Source organism: Rhodococcus sp. 15-725-2-2b (assembly GCF_002259075.1).
Taxonomy (GTDB): domain Bacteria; phylum Actinomycetota; class Actinomycetes; order Mycobacteriales; family Mycobacteriaceae; genus Rhodococcoides.
The window spans coordinates 218746-244916 of record NZ_NPFL01000015.1 but is presented as its reverse complement, the minus strand read 5'-3'; the positions used below and the strand labels follow the sequence as shown (position 1 = coordinate 244916).

The 26171-nt window shown below is 64.6% G+C and carries 19 protein-coding genes, 1 rRNA gene and 1 pseudogene; 11 read left to right on the top strand and 10 right to left on the bottom strand.

From position 1 onward, the window contains the following. The 4 genes from CH306_RS17305 to CH306_RS17290 all read right to left on the bottom strand — a co-directional run. A 16S ribosomal RNA gene (locus tag CH306_RS17305) occupies window positions 1-95 on the bottom strand; the annotation flags it as partial. A gap of 455 nt (window positions 96-550) precedes the next feature. Continuing rightward, entirely contained in the window at window positions 551-952 is a 402-nt protein-coding gene (locus CH306_RS17300) for a RidA family protein (RefSeq protein WP_032395088.1), read from the bottom strand. Continuing rightward, the gene (locus CH306_RS17295; protein ID WP_094630687.1) at window positions 949-1746 is read right to left on the bottom strand and encodes an IclR family transcriptional regulator; all 798 of its coding nucleotides are present in this window, start codon (window positions 1744-1746) and stop codon (window positions 949-951) included. Before CH306_RS17295 ends, CH306_RS17300 begins: the two co-directional genes overlap by 4 nt. Next, window positions 1743-2765: a sugar kinase gene (locus CH306_RS17290; protein WP_254924219.1), complete on the bottom strand. Its 1023-nt coding sequence runs from the start codon at window positions 2763-2765 to the stop codon at window positions 1743-1745. The genes CH306_RS17295 and CH306_RS17290 overlap by 4 nt, the downstream gene beginning before the upstream one ends. 124 nt (window positions 2766-2889) lie before the next feature. Between CH306_RS17290 and CH306_RS17285 the strand changes: the two genes are divergently transcribed. The 4 genes from CH306_RS17285 to CH306_RS17270 are packed head-to-tail and all read left to right on the top strand — an operon-like array spanning window position 2890 to window position 7874. Further along, on the top strand, window positions 2890-4173 hold the full coding sequence (locus CH306_RS17285) for an alanine racemase (RefSeq protein ID WP_094647344.1): 1284 nt from the start codon (window positions 2890-2892) through the stop codon (window positions 4171-4173). 13 nt (window positions 4174-4186) lie between these two features. Continuing rightward, complete coding sequence (locus CH306_RS17280) at window positions 4187-5800, top strand: N-acyl-D-amino-acid deacylase family protein (RefSeq protein ID WP_256981193.1); 1614 nt, start codon at window positions 4187-4189, stop codon at window positions 5798-5800. Window positions 5801-5805: 5 nt separating this feature from the next. Next, window positions 5806-6435, top strand: a complete 630-nt coding sequence (locus CH306_RS17275) for a bifunctional 4-hydroxy-2-oxoglutarate aldolase/2-dehydro-3-deoxy-phosphogluconate aldolase (RefSeq protein ID WP_094630839.1) — start codon at window positions 5806-5808, stop codon at window positions 6433-6435. After that, window positions 6432-7874 carry a GntP family permease gene (locus tag CH306_RS17270; protein WP_094630690.1) on the top strand — a complete coding sequence of 481 codons (1443 nt, stop codon included), beginning with the start codon at window positions 6432-6434 and terminating at the stop codon, window positions 7872-7874. The genes CH306_RS17275 and CH306_RS17270 overlap by 4 nt, the downstream gene beginning before the upstream one ends. A gap of 64 nt (window positions 7875-7938) precedes the next feature. Here CH306_RS17270 and CH306_RS17265 read toward each other — a convergent pair whose 3' ends face one another. Together CH306_RS17265 and CH306_RS17260 are read right to left on the bottom strand one after the other, a co-directional pair. Next, entirely contained in the window at window positions 7939-9048 is a 1110-nt protein-coding gene (locus CH306_RS17265) for a hypothetical protein (RefSeq protein WP_032395157.1), read from the bottom strand. A 70-nt stretch (window positions 9049-9118) separates the two neighbouring features. After that, window positions 9119-10300, bottom strand: coding sequence for an NAD(P)/FAD-dependent oxidoreductase (locus tag CH306_RS17260; RefSeq protein WP_094647341.1), 1182 nt, complete (start codon window positions 10298-10300; stop codon window positions 9119-9121). A gap of 268 nt (window positions 10301-10568) precedes the next feature. Here CH306_RS17260 and CH306_RS17255 point away from each other — a divergent pair, with 268 nt between their 5' ends. Both CH306_RS17255 and CH306_RS17250 read left to right on the top strand, forming a co-directional pair. Then, window positions 10569-10838, top strand: coding sequence for a hypothetical protein (locus CH306_RS17255; RefSeq protein WP_045194358.1), 270 nt, complete (start codon window positions 10569-10571; stop codon window positions 10836-10838). 213 nt (window positions 10839-11051) lie between these two features. Further along, a complete protein-coding gene (locus tag CH306_RS17250) occupies window positions 11052-11459 on the top strand; it encodes a VOC family protein (protein ID WP_045194355.1) in 408 nt (135 codons plus the stop codon). 12 nt (window positions 11460-11471) lie between these two features. Here the strand turns inward: CH306_RS17250 and CH306_RS17245 are convergent, their stop codons facing one another. Further along, window positions 11472-12446 carry a sigma-70 family RNA polymerase sigma factor gene (locus CH306_RS17245; protein WP_094647392.1) on the bottom strand — a complete coding sequence of 325 codons (975 nt, stop codon included), beginning with the start codon at window positions 12444-12446 and terminating at the stop codon, window positions 11472-11474. Between the two features lie 91 nt (window positions 12447-12537). On the opposite strand from CH306_RS17245, the gene CH306_RS17240 reads away from it, so the two are divergent. The 4 genes and pseudogenes from CH306_RS17240 to CH306_RS17225 all read left to right on the top strand — a co-directional run bounded on the left by CH306_RS17240 (window position 12538) and on the right by CH306_RS17225 (window position 17181). Then, on the top strand, window positions 12538-13518 hold the full coding sequence (locus CH306_RS17240; protein ID WP_094647339.1) for a GTP pyrophosphokinase: 981 nt from the start codon (window positions 12538-12540) through the stop codon (window positions 13516-13518). A gap of 50 nt (window positions 13519-13568) precedes the next feature. After that, window positions 13569-15038, top strand: coding sequence for a DUF2079 domain-containing protein (locus CH306_RS17235; RefSeq protein ID WP_094647337.1), 1470 nt, complete (start codon window positions 13569-13571; stop codon window positions 15036-15038). Between the two features lie 56 nt (window positions 15039-15094). Beyond that, a pseudogene (locus tag CH306_RS17230) lies at window positions 15095-16288 on the top strand (sulfite reductase subunit alpha); the annotation flags it as partial. Window positions 16289-16365: 77 nt separating this feature from the next. Beyond that, window positions 16366-17181 (top strand): TY-Chap domain-containing protein, encoded by an 816-nt coding sequence (locus tag CH306_RS17225; protein ID WP_094647335.1) that lies wholly within the window; start codon window positions 16366-16368, stop codon window positions 17179-17181. Window positions 17182-17199: 18 nt separating this feature from the next. Here the strand turns inward: CH306_RS17225 and recD are convergent, their stop codons facing one another. Genes recD through recC form a run of 3 tightly spaced genes read right to left on the bottom strand, consistent with a single transcriptional unit; the run spans window position 17200 to window position 25672 of the window. Continuing rightward, window positions 17200-19062: an exodeoxyribonuclease V subunit alpha gene (gene recD / locus CH306_RS17220; RefSeq protein WP_094647333.1), complete on the bottom strand. Its 1863-nt coding sequence runs from the start codon at window positions 19060-19062 to the stop codon at window positions 17200-17202. Then, window positions 19059-22400 (bottom strand): UvrD-helicase domain-containing protein, encoded by a 3342-nt coding sequence (locus tag CH306_RS17215; protein WP_094647331.1) that lies wholly within the window; start codon window positions 22398-22400, stop codon window positions 19059-19061. Before CH306_RS17215 ends, recD begins: the two co-directional genes overlap by 4 nt. Further along, entirely contained in the window at window positions 22397-25672 is a 3276-nt protein-coding gene (gene recC / locus CH306_RS17210; RefSeq protein WP_094647329.1) for an exodeoxyribonuclease V subunit gamma, read from the bottom strand. The genes CH306_RS17215 and recC overlap by 4 nt, the downstream gene beginning before the upstream one ends. Before the next feature lie 146 nt (window positions 25673-25818). Between recC and CH306_RS17205 the strand changes: the two genes are divergently transcribed. Then, window positions 25819-26169, top strand: a complete 351-nt coding sequence (locus CH306_RS17205; protein ID WP_094647327.1) for a VOC family protein — start codon at window positions 25819-25821, stop codon at window positions 26167-26169. Window positions 26170-26171 lie beyond the last annotated feature (2 nt).

Here is a 26171-nt window from a genome sequence, read left to right as displayed (position 1 = left end):
CCGCTCGTGTACCCCGAAAGGCCTTACCGCTCGACTTGCATGTGTTAAGCACGCCGCCAGCGTTCGTCCTGAGCCAGGATCAAACTCTCCGTAAAAGACCTGCGAAACAACAATCCCCACAAGGGACCGTGAATCAGTCAAAGACATCAAGTCAAATCACTAGCAAAAAAACTCAACTAGCATTTCAAACAACACCCGACAACAACCACCACAAGCGGATGGCTGATACATCGAATGCATTCACCAAAATAATTCGGCACTGACATTCATCGACACACTGTTGAGTTCTCAAAGAACACGCACACACCGTCGCTGCCGTTTGCACGGTAACTTCGGGGCTTACACGCTCGAACCCCAGGCATGGCTGATACCATCTCGCCTTGCCTGGGTTGTTCAGTGCACACTCCGTACAACCTCGTTGTCCCAGTCCGTGAAGACCGGGTCGGTGTCCGTGTCGCTCTGACTCGACAAAAGTTACGCGAAGACCAACGCTTACGCAAATCGCCTGGTCAGATGTAATTTTCGTGTGAACATCTGCCGCCGGACTCGGTCAGACGATCGCGACGGCGTCGATTTCGACCAACATTTCTTCTCGTGGCAGGCCCGTGAACACTGTCGTGCGGCTCGGTAGGACGTCCCCCGAGGTATGTGCCGACACGAACTGTCCGTAGGCGTCGTTCATGGTGGAGAAGTCTTCGCGCTTGGTCAGATAGACCCTCAGCATGACGACGTCGTCGAATGTCGCACCGCTGGCCTCGACGATGGCCTTGACGTTCTCGAGAGTGCGGGTCGTCTGTGCGGCAACATCGCCTGGGTACAGGTACTCGCTGGTGACCGGGTCGACCGGTCCCTGCCCCGAGACCTGAACGAACGGTCCCTTCCGGACTCCTTGAGAAAAGGTGTGAGCCGGTGCGGGCGCGTCTGTGGTGCGGATTTCGATCTTTTCACTCATTGTGTTCCTTCCGTCGAGCTCTCGTCCTGTGTCTTGCGGTCCTGGGCTTCTCGCGGTCGCCAGCCCAATCCCTCGGAGATCGCGGCCGCGGCGCGCTGTACTTCGGGGAGTGTTGCCAGGACCTGTTGGTGATCGAGCACCATGTCGGGAACAGACATCGACACCGCTGCCACGACCTCGCCGGTTCCGTCGCGCACTGCGCAGCCGATGCAGTTGACGAACGACTCGTGCTCCTCGCGGTCCTCGGCGAACCCCTGCTCACGCACGAGGTCGAGCTCGCGCAGATAGCGCTCGGCCGTCGTGATCGTTCGTTCGGTGAACGGTGTGTATGTGATGCCGTGTGCAATCTGTGCTCGTTCTGCCTCGGGACGGGCCGAGACCAGAACCTTCCCCACAGCTGTGCAGTGGAGTGGTGCGGGCTTTCCGATTCGCGAATACATCCGCACACTCTGTTGGGCGTCGAACTTGTCGATATAGATCACGACGCCTGCCTCGTAGGTGGCGAGGTGGACGGTCTGACCGGTGATCGAGTTCAGTTCGGCCAGATGCGGCCGCGCGATGCTCCGAACGTCGCGCTGTTCGAGCGCTCGGTTGGCGAGCTCGAACAGCCTGGATCCGAGCTGATAGCGGTGATCCACGTCGTGCTGGACGAATCTGTCGGCTTCCAACGTGCGCAGCAGGCGCAGCACGGTCGTCTTGTGAACCTCGAGGACCGACGCCAACTCGTCGAGTGAACGCGGGCCGTCGCCGAGCAAGCCGAGGAGTGTCATCGCTCGCGCGAGACTTTGACTCACTGCAATACCCCCGAGTGACGCGCGGTGGTGACTGCGTAGTCCAGCCTCGCCCAGTCGGCGTCGTGCAGTTCGGCCAGTTCGATCAGCACCGCCAGGGGCAGCACCGAGGCGATGTCACCGTGCCCGGTCAAGGCACCCGCCGCGCAGAGATGCCCGAACCGAACGCACTCGACGGAACTCCTACCCAACATCAGTCCGGTCAGATACCCGCCCGCGAACGCGTCTCCGGCACCGATCTTTTCGACTACGTCGAGCTTCAGCGCCGGTACGTCGACCCGAGAGGTTCCCTCGAACGCCGTCACGGTGTGCGCGTCGTTCTTGATCACCAGATGGCGTGGCTGCGGGAACATCTCGCGCAGCTCGGCGGGATCGGATGTGCCGAACACCAGCGCAGCTTCGTCGGCCCCCATCGACACCACATCGCTTCCCCGAACATGTTCCCCGAGCACATCTGCAGCTGCGTCCGGCCGAGACTTCCACAGCGCCGGCCGATAGTTCAGATCGAAGCTGACGACGGTGGGTAGATCCATCAGGGACCTCGTCAGATCGGCCGCGGTATCGGAGATCGCCACGGTGATCCCGGTGAAGTGGATCAAGTCGGCACGAGCAACCAAGGTCGCCGCACGCCCGTCGATGTCTCCCGGCGACAGGGCGCTCGCAGCCGAGCCGGCACGGAAGTACGTCATGGCACTGTCTCCGCACGCGAGGTCGTGTCGATCATCGGAACCCGAGCCGCGTTGCTTCACATACATGCCCGTGGGTCGCGCGTCGTCGACCGTCACACCGGAGGTGTCGACACCTGCCGTGTCCAATTGGCCGACGAGGTACCGGCCGAATCCGTCGTCGCCCACTCTCGAGATCCACGATGCATCGACGCCCAGTTGACCGAACACCCTTGCCACGTTGGCTTCGGCGCCACCGGCCGTGCGATGGAAGGTGTCCGAATTCTCCAGTGGGCCAGGCTCGGCGACCAGAACGACGAGGCCTTCGCCTACGCACACCGCTCGTGGTGCTTTCACGTCGATCTCCTCGAACTCTTGCGGGAACGCTGGCTTTCGTTGCAGACTACAAATCATAAACACATTGCGCAACTAGCGTTGCACAATACGCAACGTTTTCGATTTCGAGACCCAGGAGACGACCGTGATCGACACCGATGCCGTCGAGGCACTCAGCCGGCGAGTGCTCGGACCCGAGCACAAGGCGCTGCCACCCAGGTCGTGGGGGCACACCATCGAGAGCTTTCTCGCCACGTCGCCACGACTCTCCGAGTTCACGACGCCCGTACTCACTCTCGACCGCGCACGCATCGCGTCGAACATCTCGGTCATGGCCGAGTGGTCGGCGCGCGCGGGAGTGCTGCTCGCGCCCCACGGCAAGACGTCGATGGCCCCTCAACTATGGAAACAGCAACTCGATGCGGGAAGCTGGGCGATCACCCTCGCAACCGGATGGCAGGTTCAGGCAGCGCGTGCGTTCGGGGTCGAACGGGTCGTTCTCGCCAATGCCGAGATCGATCCTGTCGCACTGACATGGATTGCGGCCGAACTGGATTCGCATCCGACATTCGAGTTCTATTGCTGGGCGGACAGCGTCGCGACGGTGCACGAGATGGACCGCATCCTGGCGGCGCAGGGAACACGCTCCATCCCGGTCATCGTCGAACTCGGTGGCCCGCACGGTCGCACCGGAGCGCGGACGACCGACGAGGCGATCGCGGTCGCTCGTGCCATCGCGTCGTCGCCGCGGCTGACCCTGGCCGGGGTCGGCGGCTACGAGGGCGCACTCAGCCACGACCGGACCGACAGCGGCCTCGCGGCGGTTCGGACCTACCTCGACAACGTCGCCACCCTTCATCGCGCGCTCGATGCCGAAGGGTTGTACGGCGACCATGCGATCGTGACTGCCGGCGGTAGCGCCTACCAGGACCTGGTTGTCGAGCGGTTGCACTCCCTCACCACCGGCGAGGGGGTACCTACCGACGTGGTGCTGCGCTCCGGTGCCTATGTGGTGCACGACGACGGCTTCTACTCGCAGATCTCACCACTGACTCCCGCCCGCACCGACGCGCCGCTGATGTCTGCGATGCACGGATGGGCTCGGACGGTATCCCGGCCGGAACCCGGTCTCGCGCTGCTCGATGCAGGCAAGCGGGACTTTCCGTTCGACGAAGGTCTGCCGGTCCCCCAGCTGGTTCGAGGAACCGAAACCCTCGATTCCGGTGCCGCGGTCACAGCGCTGAACGATCAACACGCGTTCCTTCACCTACCGGCCGAGGACGCCGCGGCGCTGCCGGTCGGATCGGTGGTGCGGTTGGGCCTGTCTCACCCGTGCACCGCCTTCGACAAATGGCGTCTGGTTCCCGTCGTCGACGACGCCGATGGCGACGATCCCCGCGTCGTCGATCTCGTGCACACATTCTTCTAGAAAGCCGAAACCCTTGTCCGATATCCTCATTCGAGGTGCCGACGTCATCGACGGCACCGGGTCACCGCGGCAGCGTCGTGACGTTCTCGTACGCGACGGTCTCATCGCCTCGGTCGCCGAACCCGGCACCGTTCGCGGTGCCGACAGAATCGTCGACGCCACCGAGGGGCACGTCCTGTCCCCCGGGTTCATCGACATGCACGCCCATTCCGATCTGCGTCTGCTGACCGACCCCGACCACTTCCCGAAGATCAGTCAGGGCGTCACCACCGAAGTCATCGGACAGGACGGAATCGCCTACGCTCCGATCGACGACGCGACGCTCGATGTGGTGCGGCGTCAGATCGCCGGATGGAACGGCAATCCCGTCGACCTCGACTTTTCGTGGCGTTCGGTCTCGGAGTACCTCGCTCGCCTCGACCAGGGCATCACTCCGAACGCTGCCTATCTCGTTCCCCAGGGAACACTGCGATACCTCGCGGTCGGCCCTGATCAGCGACCTGCTTCGCCGTCCGAGATCGCCCACATACAGCAGTTGTTGGCACAGGGGCTGCAGGAGGGTGCCGTCGGGATGTCGAGCGGTTTGACGTACACGCCCGGAATGTACGCGGACACAAGCGAATTACGAGCGTTGTGCGAGGTCGTCGCCGACTTCGGTGGGTTCTATGCGCCGCACACTCGGTCCTACGGCGCGGGCGCGCTCGACGCGTATCAGGAGATGCTCGATCTCTCCGAGCAGACGGGATGTGCGCTGCATCTGACTCACGCGACGATGAACTTCGGCGTCAATCGGGGCCGGGCACGCGAGTTCTTGGACCGCGTCGATTCGGCGATCGCGAACGGCTGCGACGTCACCCTCGACACGTATCCCTATCTGCCCGGAGCCACCACCTTGTCTGCGCTGCTTCCGAGTTGGGCGATGTCGGGTGGCCCGGACCGCGCGCTGGAACGACTCGACGATCCGGACATGCGTCGACGCATCGCACGAGATGTCGATGTCAACGGGTCCGACGGCTGCCATGGCGTCACCGTCGAGTGGGAGACCATCCAGCTCAGCGGGGTCGCGAACCCCGACCTCGATCGGTACGTCGGACGCACGATGTCCGACATCGCGTCCGAGGCGGGTAGGTCCCCGGTGGACGTGTTCTTCGACTTTCTTCGACGAGACGCGCTGGCCACCACCATCCTGCAGCACGTCGGACACGAGGAGAACGTGCGCGAGATCATGGCGCATCCACGCCATATGGGCGGCAGCGACGCGATCCTGGTCGGCGAGAAGCCGCACCCGCGCGCCTGGGGAACGTTCCCCCGCTACCTGGGTCACTACGCGCGAGACGAGCAGTTGCTGTCACTGGAGGACTGCGTCAATCACCTGACCGGCCGTCCCGCTGAGCGACTCCGCCTGCGCGCCCGCGGCACGATCGCCGAAGGGTACGCAGCCGATCTCGTGCTGTTCGACCCGGCCACCGTCCGCGACACCGCCACGTTCGAGAACCCGAAACAACAGGCCCAAGGCATCAGCCACGTCATGGTCAACGGCGCGTTCGCCATCGACGAGCATCGCCCCACTCATTCTCTGGCAGGCCACGCCCTGCGGATGAACCCCACCGGAAGGCAAACATCGTGAACGCCATGACGACCATTCTCGAGGATCGCACACTGTCGGTGGTGCGCGCCCCGCACATCTCGGATTCTGCTGCGTTGGCAGATGCGCTCGCGCGCGGAGGAATTCGCGCGCTCGAGCTGACCTTCACCACGCCCGGCGTCCTCGCGCTGATCCGCGCGGCATCGGACGCAGGTGCAGTCGTCGGGGCGGGCACGGTCCTGACCGCCGACCAAGCCCGGTCCGCGATCGACGCCGGGGCGCACTTCGTCGTGACACCCGGGCTGCGTCCCGACGTTGCCGCGATCGTCACCGACGCCGGAGTCCCGCTGATGATGGGCGCACTCACCCCGTCCGAGGTGATGACCGCCCTCGATCTCGGAGCCGATGCCGTGAAGATATTTCCGGCTCGGACCGTCGGGCCCGCGTATTTCAAGGATCTGCTCGGCCCCTTCCCCGACGCACAACTCGTTCCGTCCGGCGGAGTCAACGCGGGCAACGCTGCTCAGTTCCTGACATCAGGTGCCGTCGCAGTGACTGCAGGTACCGATGTGGTCCCACCGGCGTCGGTCGCGGCCGCCCAGTGGGACGACATCACCGTGCGAGCGCAGGCGTTCGTGGCGGCTATCAGTGCACACATCAAGGAAGGCTCGTCATGAATTCTGTCGTCGACTGGCTCAGGACCTCGACTCCTGGTCTACTCGTACTGTGCGGCATCGCAATTGCCGTACTGCTCGTAGTCATCATCAAGGTCAAGCTCGAACCGTTCATCGCACTTCTCATCGTCGGCCTCGGATTGGCTCTGGCTGCCGGTTTGCCCGTCAACGAGATAGTCGGCACCGCGATCAAGAGCAACGAGTCGCTTCTCGAAACCGGGTTCGGCGGCATCCTCGGGCACATCGCAGTCATCATCGGACTGGGAACGGTCCTGGGGGCGATTCTCGAAAAGTCGGGTGGTGCACAGGCTTTGACCGCCAAACTACTCGGGATCTTCGGCGAACGCGGAGCACCCATCGCAATGGGACTGCTGGGGCTGATCTTCGGTATCCCCGTCTTCTTCGACATCGGCATCTTCGTGCTGGCACCGCTGGTGTACGTGGCGGCGCGTCAAGGCGGAAAGTCGTTGGTGCTCTATGCGCTGCCGATGCTGGCCGGGTTGTCCATGACGCACGCCTTCCTGCCGCCACACCCAGGTCCGGTCGCCCTCGGCGGGTTGCTCGAGGTGAACCTGGGCTGGCTCATCCTGTTCGGATTCATTTGCGGGATACCAGGATTCATCGCCGCCGGCCTGGTCTGGGGTAACTGGATCGGTAAACGCGTCATCGTCGACGTCCCCGAGGACTTCATCAACGACGGCGACGACGCAAGCACCACCGAGAGTGGAGGCGCAGGCACGGTCGCAATTAAGCGCCCGGTCGTCACGACGCCGCCGTCGGTGGGCACGATCGGAGCGATCATTGCCGTTCCACTGGTCCTGATCCTCGGGGCCACGTTCGGCAGCATTCTGCTCGATCCCGGAAACCTCCTCGAAGTACTCACGTTCTTCGGCACACCGGCCGTCGCGCTGCTCATCGCAGTTCTGATCGCGTTCTATGTTCTGGGCATTCGACGCGGATCCACAGTCCAGGAACTCAGCAAGCTGACCGGAGAGTCACTTCGTCCGGTAGGCATGCTGTTGCTGGTCGTCGGAGCTGGTGCGTTCTTCGGAAAGGTCATCTCGGCCACGGGTATCGGCACGGCGTTGGCCGACACCATGGCAGCCGCGGGCCTACCGATCATCGTCTTGGCCTACATCATCAGCTGCGCCCTGCGCGTGGCGCAGGGCTCGGCCACAGTGGCTATCGTGACGACCGGCGGAATCGTCGGACCCCTGGTAGCGGCGCAGGACTACTCGGCTCCGGCCGTGGCGCTCATCGCCATGGCCATCGCGGCGGGCTCGATCATCGCCAGCCACGTCAACGACGGCGGATTCTGGATCATCGCGAAGTTCTTCAACCTCACCGTCAAGCAGACACTGCAGACGTGGACGGTCCTCGAGACCATTCTGTCCGTGGTCAGCTTCGCCGTCGCGGGGATTCTGTTCGCAATCATCGCCTAGAGCCGGTGGCGCGATTCAGTGGCCCGAACGGCAGTGAATCGCGCCTCTGTGCCTGTGGTGTCACTCAGTCGCGCCACTGTGTCCGCACTTGATCACCGACGAAGTGCGTGTTCTCGGCAGACATCTCCCGGCTCCCCGACCGCCCGACGAGGTCGTCGATCCGATCGTCCAGGCTGTGCGCGCGGGCCATCGCGTCGGAGGTGCGTGCCTCGGTCTCCGAGGACTCGACCACGTTCGCGAGCCGAACCAGCGCAGCCACCCGTCCGGTCAACTGTTTCCACACCACTTCCAGTGCGACACGGCGGGATTCGACCTGCGCTGCTGTCTCCTCGTCGACCATCGTTTCACCGATCCGATTCAACTCGGTCGCTACCGTTTGCAACGAGGTGGCATCGACCGAGATCTCGGTGAGTTCGACGAACAGGTCCAGCTGTTTGCGTTGGATCTCGAAGTACGTCGACTGCCATGCCGGCGACCGACGCACCCGATCGAACGCCGTGCCGGCAAGGAACAGCAGGGTGTCGTAACGATCGACGAAGCGGTCGTCCTTTCGATCCACGAACTGATCCACCACTCCTGTCGCCCACTCGACCCTGTCGGCCACCGGAGTTCTGCGCGCCAGCGTGCTCACCCGATCCGTGGCCGCGTCCACCAGCGAGAGGCCACGCTCGGCGATCGGGCCGAACTTCTGTGGTGCAGGCGTTCTCGTCAACGCATCGAAGATCGCGTCCCGCTGGTCCAGGTCCAGATGCACACCTTCCCTGCGCTCTTTGCGCGCCGCGCGTACCCCGGTGGCGTAGTGGCGATTCGACATCACCACGGTGGTGCGGTGGTGATTGACTCGTTTGGTCAACTCGGCAGCACGGAGTTTGTACACGAGCGCCGATCCAGGCTTGTTCGTCGTGTCCTTGCCGAGCCAGCGATCGCGCTCGTCCACCAGATTGCGCAGTGCGCCGAATCCTCCGATCGACGGCAGCGAGCGTCCGGCATGCCATCGGCCGACGAGGACTGCTCGGGTGGCCTCGTCCACTCGTCCGGCCGCGATGGCGACAGCCGCCGCGTCGGACAGCTGCTCGGAGCGACCGGGCAGCCGGCAGTCGGCACAGCGGCGATGGACCTCGTCGTCGAACCGGGCACGCTGATCGGCCGACTCACTGCGATCGAACTCGGACATCGTCTCTCCTAGGTCGCGCCGAATCGCCGGCGTCGTCGACGGATCGCTCGCCATCGAGTGTTCCAGAAGGTCAGATAAGTCCGCGCAACGATTGTTCGGTCTGCGGCTTCTTCTTCGCCAACAGGCTGCGCGCCACGTCGAGCCCCTCCCAGACGTTCCACATGAGCACGCCCCGGACGACGGCATCGTCGTCGAGGTAGTAGACGACGCCTTCCTTCCCCACCGATTTCCAGTCCTCGACGACGGTCAGTGTCGTGGACACCGTGCCGATCGCTTGATAGCCGTCGTCGTACACGTCGGAGTAGAAGTACGGGGTGTACGTGTAGGGATCTGCGGCACCGGCCATGTTGCGTCCGGCGGCCTTGCCCATCTCGGTCGCATTGTCGACATGCTCTATGCGTCGGCGTCCGAGAATGGCGTCGGGGTAGTTCGCCACGTCACCGGCGGCGTAGACGCGTTCGTCCTCGGTGCGAAGAAACTCGTCGACGATCACGCCGTCGTCGACTGCCAGCCCCGCAGCCTCGGCCAGTTCCGTGTCGGGTCGCACGCCGAGTCCGAACACGACTCCGTCCGCCTCCACGGTCGAACCGTCGTCGAGTTGCAGTTGCACGCGCGCCGACGCCTCGGCTCCGGAAACGACCCTCGTTCCTCGGCGCACGGTCACACCGTGGCCGGCGAAACCCTTGTCGAAGCCGGCAGCCAGGCTCTGCGGAAACATGTGTCCGCCGAGCACGGAGTCCGACGTGACCAGTGTGACCTTCACATCCTGGACAGACAGCGCAGCTGCGATCTCGGTGCCGATGTATCCGCCGCCGACCACGGCGATGTGGTCGGCGGTCTTCGTCAGTTCACGCAGCGCCCGGTAGTCGGCGAAGGTGCGGAAGTACACCACACGCGGGCTGGGGGTCAGTTCGATGCGCGTCGGCGTCGCCCCCGTTGCCAGGAGAAGCTTTCCGTACTCGTGGGTGTCTCCGGATTCCGTGGTGACCGACGAGTTCGAGCGGTCGACCGATAACACCCGAGTTCCGGTGTGCACCGATGCGTCGGTGTCGGACGCCGTGTCGAGCGAGACCTGATCGCGGCCGAATTCCGGGTCGGTCCACAGCTTCTTCGACAGCGCCGGCCGGGTGTACGGCGCGTCGGGGTCCGCGCCGAGTATTCCGATGGAGCCCGTCGCGTCCTGCTCGCGGATTCCGCGAGCTGCACTGTCCGCAACCATTCCCCCACCGATGATCAGGTAGTCGTAACGCATCGTTCACTCCTCGAAAGTCGACGTATCCGCTCCGCGGCTACCCGGAACATCGCGAGAAGAATCCTTCGAGCCGTTCCGTCCGAAGAACCCGCAGGTAGCGGAACCGACCGGACTGTATGCAGCATCACACCCCGAAGAGGTTGGCCCAGGCCCGTCGAGTGGGCATGTTGGTTTGGGCGACGAAACATCGTTTTTACTCGGATGGAGCTGTAACGGTTCCGGCCGACCGAACGACTCACACCTCAGGACGCGAACAAAAGGAGACGATGTGACTGTTCAGATCGATTCGCTCGCAATTGGCACCGACAGTGCCGACATCGCGACAGCTGACGTCGACCAGCTCTTCGACGAAGTTTCAACGCTGGACGCCACCATCCTCGACGCCATCGAGCGTCGCACCCGGCTGGCGCGCACGCTTGCTGCGGCAACGCCCGGCACCACCGAGTCGGACGAGGCATCCGACCCCTACGCAGATCTCGGCAACGACGGCCACGTCTTCTCGCGCATGCTGTCGCGCCTCGCGCAGATCACGCGATAGCCAGCAGATCACGCGATAGCCAGCAGATCACGCGATAGCTACACGCCCCCTTCAGCTTCGCAGTCCGCGACCCCGTCGAGCACCCGCTCGGCGGGGTCGCGTCGTGTCGGCACATCTTCACCCGATGACTTTTCGGATCGACAGCTGTCAGTACGAGCAGACCGTTGTTCGACGGTTCGACGCAGCAGGTCTTCACGGAAAAGGTGTGTACCCATGTCACGTTTGTTGTTCGCCAACATGCCCGTTCGCGACGTCGTCGCCACCCGCGCATTCTTCGAGGGTCTCGGCTTCGAGTTCAACGACATGTTCAGCGACGAGAACACCGCTTCCATGATCGTCAGCGACCAGGCAACGGTGATGTTCCTGGCCACCGCGCGATTCGAGGACTTCATCTCGGACTCGATCTGCGACACCGGCTCGGCCCGAGAGGTGCTGATGTGCATCTCTGCAGACAGCCGCCACGAGGTCGATTCGCTCACCGACGCGGCGATCGCCGCGGGTGGATCGAAGTGGATGGAACCACAGGACCACGGGTTCATGTACGGAAGGGCGTTCCGAGATCTCGACAATCATGTGTGGGAAGTGATGTGGATGGATCCGTCCGCCGTCTCGGAGAGCTGACCAACCTTTGTTCTAGAGGTGGTCGGGCAATCCGAATCGATCGAACAGAGTCAGATCGAAGAAGCAGGCCACGTGTCCGACCCCTCTGGCATCGACATCGAGCACGTGCAGCTGGAACGGCCGGTGCACACCGTCCTCACCCAGCATGTACAACCCGTACGCCGGTTGTCCGTTAGCAGATGTCGACACCATCCGCATATCGCCCGCGCCGTTTGCCGGGCAGTTGTTGCGGATGAGCGATCCGATCGTCTCGCCGCCCTGGTACCACCCGACGAACGGCGGCATCTCCCACACCGCGTCGGTGGTGAACAACGTGACCAGCCGGTCGATGTCGTAGGCCTCGAAGCAGTCCACGTACTGGGCGAGCAGTTGCTGCAGTTCTGCCGATTCGATCGGCTCGATGTCGTCCAAATCGGGCGCGATCTCGTCGAGGCGCTCCCTGGCTCGCTGCAGGAGGCTGTTGACCGCGGTCGTCGTCGTGGCGAGAACCTCGGCAACCTCCGACGCTTTCCACTGCAACACTTCGCGCATCAGCAGCACCGCGCGTTGTCGCGACGACAGATGTTGCAAGGAGGCGACGAAGGCGAGCCGCACGGATTCCTTCGCCACCACGATCGATGCGGGATCACTCGCATCCGCCAGATCGGAATCTGCAATCGGCTCCAACCACGGAATCTCGTTGTTCTGCACAAGTTCGTCGGTGGGGCCTGAACTCGGCGCACCCAAGCCCGTCGGCAGGGGACGCTTCGCCCGGCCGTCCAGAGCGGTGAGACAGGTGTTGGTTGCTATTCGGTACAGCCATGTGCGCAGGGACGAGCGGCCCTCGTACTTTGCGTACCCCCGCCAGGCGCGAATGTACGTCTCCTGCAACAGGTCCTCGGCATCGTGGATCGACCCTGTCATGCGATAGCAGTGCGCGAGCAACTCACGACGGAAGGGATCGAACTGCTCGACGAAGTCGTCCTTCTGTTCCGAAGCCACGGTCATGCGGTAGAGCGTAAACCGCACACAGTCACGCCACAGCTCGAATGCGCGCCGCCGACAGGATCGGCGGTACTTCTGCGTTAACCTCGGCATCGTGACATCGGCAACGAGTATCGACGACTTGGTCGAAGAGCTGTACCTGCAGCGTCGTCGAGCGTGGGAAGCCGCTCTCGTCACTGCGCAGAATTTCCTCGAGACCATCGCTGACGAGATTCTCGAGGACGTCGATCGAGACCGACTGAATGCGCAGACGGCACGCATCAAGGACCCGGGCAGATCGGCCGACAAACTGCGCCGCTATCTCTCCGAGGGCCGCATCACCGAGCCGACCGACGCCGATGCCGTCGCCGAGGCTCTGCCCGATCTCGTCGGCGTCAAGGTGCTCTGCAAGACCCCGCGCGATCAGCTGACGTTCGTGGCTGCTCTCGAGCGTGCGTGCAACGACCCGGAATGCTCTGTACGGTTCGCGCAACCACCGACCGATTACGTCGCCTTTCCCAAGCCGAGTGGCTATCGCGCGTACCACGCGGTGCTGGTCGTCCGAGTCGCAACGCATCAGGGTGATCTCGATGTGAAAGTGGAAGTTCAGGTCAAGACGCGCCTGCAGGACGCCTGGGGCGAGCTGACCCACGAAGACATGTACAAGCCCGGTGAGGCGCTCAAGCCGACCAAGAAGCACACCGACTACGCCGCACACATGGCCCACCTGCTCGATCAGGTCGATGCGATGGCCGACGATCTGGCCGCGCAGCTCGACTCGTTGACGGCCGCGTCGAAGGACGGGGGCGTGCTCGCGGCCGACCCGATACCGAGGGACCCGGACTTCATCAGCGCCAGGGTCACCCGTACCGGTCCACGCTATGCACTCGCCGTCGGACCGGACGGCCGTAGGGGCCTCGTTCCCGCTCGATCGGTGAAAGCAGTCATCGGCTCGACCGACCGGATCGCCGTCGACGATTACCTCGAAGTCGGCGACTTCATCGATGTGGTGGTCGAGGACTCCGAGGATGCGCTCTACTACCACCTCACCTCGCAGCCGCCGCGCCGCAAACCAGCGAAGAAGCGCAAGCGCTGACCGGCGGTTCTCAGGAACATCTCACGTCGGTCCGGTAGACATGCCTTCTCGTGACCACTACCGAGAAATCCACGGTCGTCACCGATGCCGACAGTGTCGACACAGCGACCGACGAAACAGCCACCACAGACCGGCGCTCGGCGTTCCGTTCCGCCGAGACGCTGGTGCCGGTCGTCTCCTTCGCCGTGCTGGCGACCCTGTATTCGGTGATGTCCGTCCTCGGCCATCGCCAGCTCCGTACGTCCGGATTCGACCTGGGGATATTCGTCCAACAGATCGCGTCGTACTCGCAGTTTCGCGCGCCGACATCCGACCTGCTCGGCACCGGCTACAACACGCTCGGCGATCACTTCTCGCCCATCACCGCGTTGCTGGGGCCCCTCTACCGACTGTTCCCGCACGCCGAGACACTGCTGATCGCACAAGCGGTGCTGTTCGCGCTCGCAGTGATTCCGATCAGCCGACTGGCAGTACAGAAATTCGGCACGGTCGTGGGCATCGTGACGGCCGCGGCGTTCGGACTGTCGTGGGGCGTGCAGGCCGCGCTGAACTTCGATTTCCACGAGGTGGCGTTCGCGATGCCCCTGCTGGCCATGTCGATGGTCGCGCTGGTCCGACAGCATTGGCTGCCGGCCCTGGCCTGGGCTCTACCGTTGGTGTTCGTCAAAGAGGACATGGGCCTTACGGTGATCGTCATCGGGGCGTTGGTGGCGCTGTGGACGACCGGCCGAACGCGCCTTGCGGGGGCCCTGACTGCTGTGTGGGGATTGACCTGGGTAGTGCTCGCGGTCAAGGTGATCATCCCGGCCCTCAGCTCGGACAACTCGTACGATCAGGGCTCGAAGCTGCCTCCGCTCGGCGAGGGCATAGCCGACACCGCGCACGGTCTGGTTGCCGGCGATTCACGGGCGGCCACAGCATTTCTGCTTCTCGCGGTCACCGGCTTCTTCGCCCTGAGATCGCCACTGCTCCTGGTCGCGGTCCCGACGGTCGCATGGCGCTTTCTCAGCGACAACACCAACTTCTGGAAACCGATCTACCACTACAACGCGATCCTGATGGTCATCGTGTTCGTCGCCCTGCTCGACGCGTTGGTGCGTAGCCACCGCCACGGTCAGCTCACCGAACGTGGCCGGAAGCTGATCGTCGCGTTCGTGGCAGCCTTCGCGGTCATCGCGCTGCCTTTCCTGCCCATGTCACGTGTGGTGCACGCGCAGGAATGGACGATCGATCCGCAGGCCGCGACCGCACGAGAGATCTTCGAGTGGATTCCCGCCGGTGATCGGGTTGCGGCGTCGAACAATCTCGTGGCTCAACTCGTCGCCGACCACGAGGTCTCGGTCTTTCCGCAGCGTACGACCGATTCGACCGTCCCGGATTGGATCGTCGTCAACCGGCAACGACCTGCGGGGTGGCCGACGGACGAGACCGGCGACCGTCAGGCGATCGACCGGGCGCTGGCGAGCGGATACGACGTCGTCTTCTCCGTCGACGGAATCGAGGTCCTGCACCGCGAGTGAGTGGCCCCGATTAGTGTTCGAACGAGTCGACCTCCCAGTCGGCTCACAAGACGACTACCGCAAGGCAGGTACAGGACATCGACGCTCGAACCGGCGATCTCGGCGCCACCAAGACCGCATCGAAGCGCTCACCGTGGAATCGGAAGAATCCCTATCGCGCGCAGATTCTGGGCAACCGACGTCTCTCCGGCCCCACGTCGGCCAAGGAAGTTCGACACTTCTCGATCGCGCTCGGCGAGAGCGGCATCGCCTACGAGGCCGGCGACGGATTCGGCGTCAAACCCGTCAACGACGCGGCGCTGGTCTCGGCCGTGATCGAGCGTCTCGGAGTGCCTGCCGACACCGCTGTCCACACCAAATCCGGTGAGATCACCCTGGCGGATGCCTTGACCACGGACTACGAGATCGGCATCCCGTCCATGGATCTGATCGAGGCCGTGGCCGAACGCGCCGGTGACGCCGAGCTCGATCACGTTCTGCAGAACGGCGACCGCGCGTCGTTCGACGCCTGGACGTGGGGTCGGGACGTCGTGGACGTTCTCGACCTCGATCGGTCGGGAGCGTTCGATCCAGCCGAGTTCCTCGGACTGCTGCGACCACTGCAACACCGGGTGTACTCGATTTCCTCGTCCCCGATCGCGCACGAGGGCACAGTGCATCTGACCGTGTCCACGGTCCGATATCGGTCCGCCGAGCGTGATCGCGGCGGCGTCTGCTCGACGTATCTGGCCGACCGCGTCGGGGAGCAACAGCAAGCCGGGGTGTTCCTGTCGGCCAACAAATCGTTCCGCCTTCCATCCGACGACACCCCGATCATCATGATCGGGCCGGGAACCGGAGTGGCACCGTTCCGAGCTTTTCTGCACGAGCGTCGAGCCCGGGGCGCAACAGGCGAGAACTGGCTGTTCTTCGGCGATCAGCATCGAGCGAGCGACTTCCTGTACGAGGACGAACTGGTCGATTTCGAGCGCGACGGTCTGCTGACTCGACTCGATCTGGCCTTCTCCCGCGACCAGCCCCAGAAGATCTACGTTCAGCACCGCATGCGTGCGGCAGGCAAGGAGCTGTACGGGTGGCTCGAAGCGGGTGCGCTGATCTACGTGTGCGGCGATGCGGCTCGGATGGCCAAGAGTGTCGACGAGGCACTGCACGAGATCGTCGCCGAGCACGGTGGCCGCTCCCCCGACGCCGCCGAGGACTACGTCAACGACCTCAAGCGATCCAAGCGCTACCTTCGCGACGTCTACTGACCCAGGTTCTTGTCGGACCCTCTCGCTACGGTCTCGGATACAGGCATCAGTTCTCGTCCGAGAAGAGGGTTCGCATCGTGACCGCATTGCAGAACGGCCATTTCGACTCCGCCACCGCGCTCGCGTGGGCCACGTTCACCGAAAATCTGCACGCCCGTCTTCGGACCCTGCCGAGACGGGACTACATCACGGTTTCCGCTGCCCAGGCGAGCCCCGGCGAGCGCGGATTGCGGCCGTACATCGACGTGGCAGCGACGGACGGCGGCGTGCTGGTGTCGGTGGCAGCGCTGCCGTCACTGCTGTACCCGGATGCCCCGGACGCAACGGCCATGGATGTGCAGCTCCTCGACTTCGGTTGGCTGGATCGAGGCAAGCCGGTCGCAGACGGGTCGATCATCGATCTCACGCGCACCGACACCCGAGCAGATGCAGCGCTCGTCGCGGAGATGATCACTCGCGCGTTCCGGGAGCTCTGGAACGTCCCACATCCATCGTTCCTGAGCGTGTGGAGCGTCGCAGCCGACGCTGCGTCGTCGGGACCGGTAGACCTGCAGCGCGGGTTCGTCGGTCGCACGTCCGGCACAACGACCGAAAGCCCGTCGGAGACATCCGAGGACGTGCCTGCCGAGCTGAGGTCACTGCAAGCGTTGTGCCAGTTGGTCGGTCGACGCGTCGATGCGCACACCGTTCGATCGGTGTGCGCCGACGGCGATATCGACGCGCTGAAAGCGCGAGCACTGTCGCTGCATCGATCGGCCGCCGTTCGGGCTCGCCCCTCCGCCGACGCGACTGGCAACAACGTCGGGGTATGGAAGAACCTGGCCCGCACATGGCTTCTGGTCGCACACAGCATGGACGTCGTGACGAGGGCAGACCGGCATGCGTGCCGGTGACGAACACGATCGAACGAGCTACAGGATCTTTCGGCGCAGCCCGCTCGCCCGCAGCACCTGACGTTCGACGCCCGCGCGGATGGCCTCCTCGGTACCGATCACTCGAACGTGCGATCGTGCGCGGGTGATGGCGGTGTACAGCAGTTCTCGCGTCAACAGCGTCGATGCCTCGGCCGGCAGCAGAACCGAGACCGTGTCGTACTGACTGCCTTGGCTGCGGTGGATCGTCATTGCGTACACGGTGTGTACCGAGGAGAGCACATTCGGGTGAATCAACACGTGGCCGCGACCTCGAGCGAACGCCGCCATCGGAGTCCCGTTGTCTCCCAACACCACAACGCCGGTATCTCCGTTGTAGATCCTCGCCTCGTGGTCGTTGGCCGTAACCAACAACGGCTGACCGGGATACCACAGCGAAGGGTCGAGAAATGTTCCGGTGCCTTCTCCTACCCACTCCATCGCTTGCCGGTCCCACCGCGAGACTCCCCATCGACCCTCGCGGTGCGCGCACAGGAGGCGATGTTTCTCGAGCCCGAGCAGTGCTTCGGTGGCATCCCCGCGTACGGCGGCGGCGGTGACCTCGGCTGCGGTGTCGATCACGTCCGAACGTAGAGCGTCGACGTCGTCGGGGCTCTGAAACGAAATCTCCTCCGCGCCGGATTCGAGCAACGCCATCACATCGTCGGCCCGACCGTCCCTGACGGCCACGGCCAAGCGAGCGATGGCTCCGCCGAAGCGTCGGCCACGACTGAGCCGAACGACGCCGCCGCGCAATCGGTCTCGCTCGAACGCGCTCAGCGCCGCTTCTTCGGGATCCTCGGCGGCGGCGAAGTCCGCGTCGACGAGCTGAGCCAGAACCGGGTTCTCCCTGCCGGTGACGGGCCTGGCCACCAGATCGGCCAGCACCGCGCCTGCATCGACCGACGTCAGCTGGTCCGGGTCGCCGACGAGAATCAACCGAGACTCGGGACGTACGGCTTCGAGCAGCCGACACATCATCGTCAGAGACACCATCGAGGTTTCGTCGACGACGACGACGTCGTAGGGCAGTCGATTCTCCGCATCGTGCCGGAACCGCGTCTTGCTTCCGGGCTTCCATCCCAGAAGTCGGTGCAGCGTCATTGCTTTCAGGTCCGCAGGAAGTCCGAGGAGCCCGGCTTGTTCGGACACGGATTCCTGCAGTCGGGCTGCGGCCTTACCGGTGGGTGCGGCCAGTCCGATGCGCAGATCGCTGCCGTGTTCGCGTACGAGGAGCGCCAGAATTCTCGCTACGGTGTGGGTCTTTCCGGTTCCGGGTCCGCCGGCGATGACCGTGGTCCATTGCGTCGCTGCCAGCGCCGCCGCTATTCGCTGCCGATCGGGGGCGGCCGTGGGTGCACCCGATCCGTCCACGAACAGCGCGGCCAAGGCCTCGCCGATCTCGACGGCATCGGCGGGCGGGTGGGATTGCGAACGCACGTCGAGGAGATCCCGAACGGTGCTCTCCTGCAGATGGTATCGGTCCAGATACAGCAGCTCACCCTGATCGGTGTCGACCAGTTTCAGCGGCCTCAACGGCCCATTCGAGCTGCCGACCACCAGTGGACTGACCCTCAGCGCTCGGAGCACGTCGTCGAGCTCGGGCCACGGGAGTGCGCTCGGATCGACGTCCGAATCCTCGTCGACGGTGACGTCTTGCAGTCGTCGCAGATCCAGGCACACCGAGCCGGATCGCACCGAGCGCACCGTCAGAGCGGTGGCGAGCAGCACGTGCTCCGACGATTCCCCGGCCAGGGCACCGAGGCGCAACGCAACGTGTACGTCGGATGCCGACAGCACACCCACGTCGTTGAACGTACGTAGAATTCCACTGCCGCGCAGCGCAATCGAGACACCGGTCATCGGCTCACCCTGCCCGCGAGCAGATCCGACAGCTCGACCACCAGAGCTGCGGGCGGATCCCAGTCGAACACTCCGCATCCGGCGGGAGTCTGCGGTCCGACCATGCCCCGCACGAACAGGTATCGGATGCCGCCGAGATGTAGTTGCGGGTCGTAGTTCGATTGACGCCATCGTAGATATCGGTGCAGCGCAACGGCATACAGGATTGCCTGCAGCGGATAATGCGAGCGGATCATTTCCTGGGCCATCTTCTCGCGGGTGAAGTTGCCGGTGGTCAGATCGCCTCTCGCGATTCGATTCGTCTTGTAGTCCACCACGACGTATCGAGGTCCGGCCACGCGCAGAACCGAATCGATGCTCCCGGTGAGGAAGCCGCGAAGCGGTGTTGCCTCGAGATCGTCGAGCAGATCTGCGTAGGACGCGAGCACGTCCGTCGGTTCGAGATGGCGACGCAACAGGCGCGCCACGGACTTCAGCGTGACCGTGTCCGCCACCGGATCGTCTCCGCCGGCCAAGGGCAGCTCGAAGTCGAGCTCGGCCAGATGGTCGCACGGCGCTACGTCGGCCAGCGTCCCGAAACCCAACGGCGTCTGCATCACCGGCAACAGAGCCTGGGCCAACGCCATCGGATCGACCTCCGCCATTCGCGACGCGACCGCCGCAGCGCAGCGACCTTCGAGTTCCGCGAGCAGGTCCGGTGCGGACGTGTCGACGTGTTCGAGAGCCTCGTGGACGAGCGTTCCGAACGCCGCACCGGCAGGCATGCCGTTCATCGGTGACGCGATTCCGTCCAGCTGTTCGTCGATGTACTCGCTTCCTGGATAGTCGCCGCCGACCGACGTCTCGGCGGGCTCGTCCGTCTTCTCGGGATGCTCGGCCTCGCTGGTCACTCCTACTTCGAGCCGGCCGGGCGCGGCGTCGTGAGCATGAGCTGTCAACGCGGAGTACGACGTCCGACGCCACAGTAGGTCGAGGGTTCGATCGAAGCGTGCGGCGGCAACGTCGAGGTGCGGTTGCTCGGGACGAATCCAGTGTGCAGTGGACGGCTCACCGGGCCCCACCGGTTCGACCGAGATGAGCCCGGCTGCCGACCCGACCCAGGATTGGAGCCGGTTCGCAGTCGTCGCGTCGTCGAGAACCTTGTACGACGGCTCGGGCAGAGCGATTCCGGGAATGCGTCCGAACAGCATGCGGTGCAGCGATGAGGTCGCGGTGTTTCGGCACGGTGCCCACCACAGCACGATCCGGCACTCGGCGCGGGTGAGACCGACGTAGAGCAATCGCAGTTCCTCGCCTGCCTCCTCCTGATCGTTGAGGATCTTCCTGGCCGCATACCCCGCCCCGGACGGTCCGCCGACGTCTCGGATTCGCTTGCCGTTCTCGTGCAGCAACAGCGTCGACGGCTTGCTGAAGAACAACGTGTCCCAGGCGTAAGGCAGGTAAACGACCGGGAATTCGAGCCCTTTGCTTCCGTGTGTCGTCATGATCTGCACCGCTGCAGAATCACTGTCCAGTCGACGGCTCCGGTCGGTCGACCCGCCCGCTGCCGGTTCCTTGATGCGGTCGGTCAGCCAGCGAGTGAGGGCGGTGATTCCGTAGGACTCGGATACCGCTGCGCGATTGAGCAATTGGGCGATGTGTCGCAGATCGGTCATCGTGCGCTCACCGGATTCGACCGCGAGCAGCCTCGCATCGAGTCCGGACTGGGCCGACACGCGCTCGAAGACTGCTGCGAACCCGGCCTCGTCGAACAGCACCGAATACTCGCGCAGACGACTGCTGACCTGGGACAGCGCGTCCTCGGCTCCGGAGTCGAGTTGCGCGGCGGTCCACCCGAGCAGCGGAGTCAAAGCGGCCAGACGTACGCGATCGGTGCGATGAGGTTGCTCGATCGCCTGCAGCAACCACAGCCAGTGTCGGGCACTCTCGGTGCCGAACACGCTGGTGCTGCTCGATACGACGGACGGCACCCCGACCGCGTCGAGTGCGTCCCGAATCAACGCCACCTGCTTGGTCGTTCGGGTCAACACGGCAATGTCCCGCGGTTCGATCACCCGAGGGCCGTCGGGACGCTCGATCACGGCATGTCCGGACAGCAGCTCGACGATGTCCGCCGCAACGTCCGCCGCAACCCGGGATCGGAGGCGGTCGACCGCGGGAAAACCCTGCCGCAGTGGACCAGCGCCGGTTCGGGGAAGATAGCGCAGCCGCAGGGGAGGATGTCCGACCATGCGCGAGGGAGGGTTTCGAGCCTCGACTCGGTGCACCACGATGTCGTCGTGACCGAGGGCCGCGCCCCCGTACAGATGATGCAGGGCGTCGAGCAGCCCCGAATCACTACGCCAGTTGGCAGTGAGCTCGTAGAGGTGGTCTGCGGTCTGCACCGCGTCGAGGTAACTCAGTACCTCGGCTCCACGGAACGCGTAGATGGCCTGCTTCGGATCGCCGACGAGGATGAGCGTGGTGAATCCGTGAAACGCCCGCCGCAGAATGTCCCATTGCATGGGGTCGGTGTCCTGGAATTCGTCGATGAGCACGACGCGGAATCGGTCTCTCACTCGGGCGCAAGCGGCCTCGCCGTGGACGGGGTCGGACAACACCGAATGCAGAAGTCCCAGCAGATCGTTGTAGTCACGCACCCCGAGCAGGCGTTTGCGACGTTCGATTTCCCGGCGCGCTTCCCTGGCGAACCGCACACGCAGTCCAGGCTCGCGGTTGCTGTCGTCCAGGTCCTCGATGTCGGGGTACAGAATCGACTGCGGGTCACCCACGGCCGCCAACGCCAACTGCTGAGCGTCCCGCCTACCGAATGCCGGCGCCTCGTCGTCACCGCTGAACATCTGCAGATACAGGTCGTCCACGACCTGTTCGAGCAGGTCCGAAACCGATTCGACGAAGGCCGATTCCGGTTCGCGTTCGCCCGCGATGCCGAGCCCGTCGAGCATGCGCTGGCAGAAACTGTGAGTGGTGACGATGGTTCCGGCGTCGAAGTCCGACAGTGCCCGTCGCAACCGGCGACGCCGCCGGTCCACTTCGGCGTCGTCGACGGTTGCCAGAAACGCCACGAGTGGATCCCGAGATGCGCGAGCGGTGTCCGGCTCTGCCAGGTCCCGGGCGATCGAGGCGAACCTGCTGCGGGTGCGGTCTCGGAGTTCCTGGGTCGCGGCCCGACTGAACGTCACCAGGAGCAGGTCCGAGATCTCGGCGATCCCTTCGGCGATGTAGCGCGCGGCCAATCCCACGATCGCGTACGTCTTGCCGGTCCCGGCGCTGGCTTCGAGGACGGTAGTTCCGGTCGGCATCGGACCGAGCAGGTCGAATCCGCGGGTGGCAGTCATGCGTTCCCCATGTTCTCGGCGGTCAGCAACGGGTCCCACAGCTTTCGAGCGAGAATTCCGAAGCGGCTCTTCTCGTTCGACGGCTCGGTCTCGTCGGCATGCGGGCTCGCGGCGAGCAACGTCTGGAACGACAGTGTCGACCCATGGACGTAGCGCAGCGACCGGTCGGTCCCGTCGCCGAAGTCGCCCCGCCACGCCCACGTGGCCGAGTCGTAGCCGTCCTCGATGGTTCCGCCACCGAAGCGCTTCTCCGCGTAGGCCGACGCGGTACCGGTCGATATCGGCAGCGGCGAGGTCATTCCGCGATCACGCAGGTCCACCAGGTCACTCAGCACGGCTGCGGGGTCCCGCGGGGCGCTCAACCGAGAGCGACGAGGCGGGCGCATCCCGCTCGCTCGGCCGATGGTGACGGCGCTCCACTCCCCTGGCTGGGATGCGGCCACGGCCAGCAACCGCACCCACGCGGCCAGTCGATGTTTGGCGGCCAGGCGCGAGTAGGACGATCTCGCCAGCGTACGGCCGTGAATTCCGGTGACGGTGCCGGTCAGGCGGCGTCCGTCACCGAGATCGACCGCGACGTCGACGGTCTCGGCCGGACCCTCGTGGAAGGGAGCGGCCGCGTCGGCGATGATTCCGACGATCTGCCGGATGTCGGACATCTCTCTGCGGCCCTGATGGAACGGAGGAAGGGTGCCGCGCCGCCACTCGGCGTCCGCGAATTCCCCGATGTCCCCACCGGCGAGCACTGCCGCGAGCATCCGATCACCGATGTTCCACCTAGACAACGGATCCAGCTCGATGTCCAGACTGTCCGCCAGGTCGTCCTCGAGCTCCGGAACTCGAAATCCGAGCCGTTGCCGCAGAAAGGCCTGCACCGGGTTCTCGACGAAGGCGATCAGTTCGGCGAGCTCGACGTCCCCACGATCGGTCGGAGGTAGTGCGTGGAGCAGAAACGGTGCCACCGGATCGGGCGTCCGCTGCTGGGAGACCGCTCCGGCCAGTGCAACGGTGTCGAAGCTGAACGGGTGTTCGGCCTCGAAGTTGTGCGGATCGAACGGCTGCAGCGGATGCCGGTGTTCGACGCTTGCGCCCGCCGTCACCTCGAGCACGTCCATCAACTCTCGCAGCGGGATCGCGGGCGGCTTGGCGGACCCGTCGACGGGGTCTGCTCCGGTGTAGAACAAGAGCAGCTTCTCCTCGGCGGACATCACCGCGTCGAGGAGGAGTTGTCGGTCCTCACTGCGGATATCTCGTTCGCCGACGGCCGGATCACGGGCGAGGATGTCGTCTCCGTCGGTACTGCCCACTCGGGGGAACACCTCGTCGTCGAGCCCGAGCAACACCACCACTCGGTGCGGCACCGAGCGCATCGGCACCATGGTGCACACGGTCAGTTCGCCGGTGCGAAAGTTCGCACGGGTGGGTCGACCGGTCAGTCTGCCGGCCAACATGGCGCGCACGTCCGCGAGCCGTAGCTCGGCGGTGCCGCCGTGTTCGGTGGCGTCGGAGATCTCTCGATGTGCCTGTGCCAGTTGCCATTCGTCGGCGGTGGGCACGTCTGCGAGGAGATCGAGGGCGCGTCCCAGCTGCCGCGTCCATTCGGTCACCGATGCCGGACCGGCAAGTGCGCGGAGCACCGAGGCAAGCCGATCGACGAGCTCGGCGAAGCGGCCGGCGAGGGTGATGTCGTTGCTGTCGACGTCGTCGAGAGGCAGCGCGAGGTCGAGGTATTCGTTACGAGTCTCGTCCGCGGCCACTCCCAGCAGGATGCGGTCGAGCGCAGATTTGAATGTGTTCTGGCGAAAACCGTTCAAGCCGTATGCTTCTCGTTGCCGAACCGTCAGTCCCCAGCGAGCACCGGAGCTCGCCACCCACTCGCGCAGGCGCTCGAGATCGTCGTCGGTGAACGAGAACTTCTCCCGCACCGGGCCGCTCGCAGCGAAGTCCAACAGCTCGCTCGCCGTCACCCGCCCCTCCGAGAAATCCAGCACCGTGGCGATGACATCGAGGACGGGGTTGGTGCGGCGCAGGCCTCGATCGGCCAGGCGCACCCGCAACCGGTGTCCAGGATGCACCAGCGCCGCCTGCCCGAAGTTCGCACGGATCAGCGGCGCATAGGTCTCGACATCCGGACACATGACCAGCACGTCCCGTGGTTCGAGCGTCGGGTCGCCGGCGAACAGATGCAACAACGACTCGCGCAGCACTTCGACCTGTCGAGCAGGTCCGTGACAGGCGTGAATCTGCACCGATCCGTCGACGAACGTTGTGCCGTCGTCGAATTCGGGAGACGGAGGCGAATCGGCGGTGATGTCGTCTTGAATTCGACCGAGCAGGGTGTTCGCCGTTTCCGGGCCCTGGTGATGCACGGTGTTCGTCGCCACCGACGCGATGGTGGCCTGGAGTTCTCGCACGTCTCGCGAGAGGCCGGCCAGCAGTGGGTGCTCGACGGCCAGAGCCGTCGTATCGTCTCGTCGGCGCGTCACCGCCGGAATCTCGGCGAGGGTGCGCCACATCGACGGGCTGGGATGCGGAACCCAGACGTGCACATCCCGAGCCTGCGACAGTGCACTCAGTATCTCGAGCTGATCGGTGGCCAGCCGGGTCGGACCGAACACCGACAACCGGCTCGGTAGGTCCACAGACTCCGGTGCATCCCTGAGTCGCGCGCAGGTCTGCGGCAGTCGTTCGGCTGGGCTCGGGCTGCCGATCCGCTCGCGCATCGCGGCCCACACTCGCGGTTGCCACAGCAGGTCCTCGTCGAGATCGCCGCCGTGGCCGTCGGTGAAACGCCCGTCGAACCAGTCGCGCAGCATCTGGGGACGTTGTGATCCGTAAGTGCGAAACAGTTCTGCCACATGCGAAGCCGTCGACCAGCGGCGTCCCACCCGGTGATCCTCGGAACCGGCACCGAGGTGCTTGAACAGAACGGCCGCCCAGGGTTCGGTTCGGCACTCGTCGATCACCTCCAGCGCCGTCCAGAGAACCCGGCCAGGGGCCCACGGATCTTCGTCGGGGTCGATGTCGTCGACCGCCGCGATGGCGCGCGATACCAATCGCGTCGGGCTCGGGAAGTCGATGTTCGCGGCGATGCCGTCGCCGTGCGAACCGCCCAGGGTGCTCGACAGTCGCTGGGTGAGCCAACGCTCGACGCCCTTGGCCGGGACCGACACGATCTCGGGTACGAACGGATCGTCCAACGGAACGGACAAGATCTCGGCGAGTGCAGCCGCGAGTGTTCCGGCGCGTTCGGCGCGGTGGAGCGTCAACACCGTTGCGGTCCCCTGCCTGCTCGTATCGGTGCCCGATTTCGGACTCGTGACGACCCTACTCGAGCCACCGACAGATTCTGCGCGATGAGTCGGGCCGCCGGATCCGGTCCATATCTGCGAACCCGAACGATTGTGAGGAGAACGCAATGATCGAACATGTGCTTGCCGTGGTGGCGGTGCGCGATATCGATTCGGCACGACAGTGGTACGAGCAGCTGTTCGACCGCCGCCCCGACAACAATCCGATGCCGAGCCTGGTGGAGTGGCGGCTTGCTTCGGCTGCGTGGCTGCAGGTGACCGTCGATCCCGAGCGGGCAGGCTCGTCGTTGTTCAACGTTGCCGTCGGAGACATCGAGGTGTTCGTCGATGCCGCTCGTTCCCGCGGCATCGACTTCGGCACCATCGTCGACGCGAACAAAGGAGTCAGACTGTCGACGATCTCCGATCCCGACGGCAATTCCATCACTGCCATCGGCGGCTTTCGCGAGCTCTACTGATC